Origin of the sequence: Streptomyces sp. NPDC059201, from assembly GCF_042754585.1 — a bacterium.
Taxonomy (GTDB): Bacteria; Actinomycetota; Actinomycetes; order Streptomycetales; family Streptomycetaceae; genus Streptomyces.
On sequence record NZ_JBHZBB010000028.1, the window covers coordinates 1 to 1,059 of the forward strand.

Genomic DNA, 1,059 nt, shown 5'->3' on the forward strand with positions numbered 1-1,059 from the left:
CTGTGATGGGTAGGGGAGCGTCGTGTGCCGGGTGAAGCAGCCGCGGAAGCGAGTTGTGGACGGTTCACGAGTGAGAATGCAGGCATGAGTAGCGATACACACGTGAGAAACGTGTGCGCCGATTGACTAAGGGTTCCTGGGTCAAGCTGATCTGCCCAGGGTAAGTCGGGACCTAAGGCGAGGCCGACAGGCGTAGTCGATGGACAACCGGTTGATATTCCGGTACCCGCTTTGAAACGCCCAATATCGAGCCCATTAATGCTAAGCCCGTGAAGCCGTTCCGGACCCTTCGGGGAAAGGAAAGTGGTGGAGCCGGCGAACCAAGGTGGTAGTAGGTAAGCGATGGGGTGACGCAGGAAGGTAGTCCAGCCCGGGCGGTGGTAGTCCCGGGGTAAGGGTGTAGGGCGCTGTCTAGGCAAATCCGGACAGCACATAGCCTGAGACCTGATGCCGAGCCGATTGTGGTGAAGTGGATGATCCTATGCTGTCGAGAAAAGCCTCTAGCGAGTTTCATGGCGGCCCGTACCCTAAACCGACTCAGGTGGTCAGGTAGAGAATACCGAGGCGTTCGGGTGAACTATGGTTAAGGAACTCGGCAAAATGCCCCCGTAACTTCGGGAGAAGGGGGGCCACGCTTGGTGATCGGATTTACTCCGTGAGCTGGGGGTGGCCGCAGAGACCAGCGAGAAGCGACTGTTTACTAAAAACACAGGTCCGTGCGAAGCCGTAAGGCGATGTATACGGACTGACGCCTGCCCGGTGCTGGAACGTTAAGGGGACCGGTTAGTGACCTTTCGGGGTTGCGAAGCTGAGAACTTAAGCGCCAGTAAACGGCGGTGGTAACTATAACCATCCTAAGGTAGCGAAATTCCTTGTCGGGTAAGTTCCGACCTGCACGAATGGCGTAACGACTTCTCGACTGTCTCAACCATAGGCCCGGTGAAATTGCACTACGAGTAAAGATGCTCGTTTCGCGCAGAAGGACGGAAAGACCCCGGGACCTTTACTACAGTTTGATATTGGTGTTCGGTTCGGCTTGTGTAGGATAGGTGGGAGACT

Annotated in this window: 1 rRNA gene; it reads left to right on the forward strand. The window is 56.1% G+C overall.

Going from position 1 to position 1,059, the window contains the following annotated elements:
- A 23S ribosomal RNA gene (locus tag ACFXMG_RS38835) occupies positions 1–1,059 on the forward strand; the annotation flags it as partial.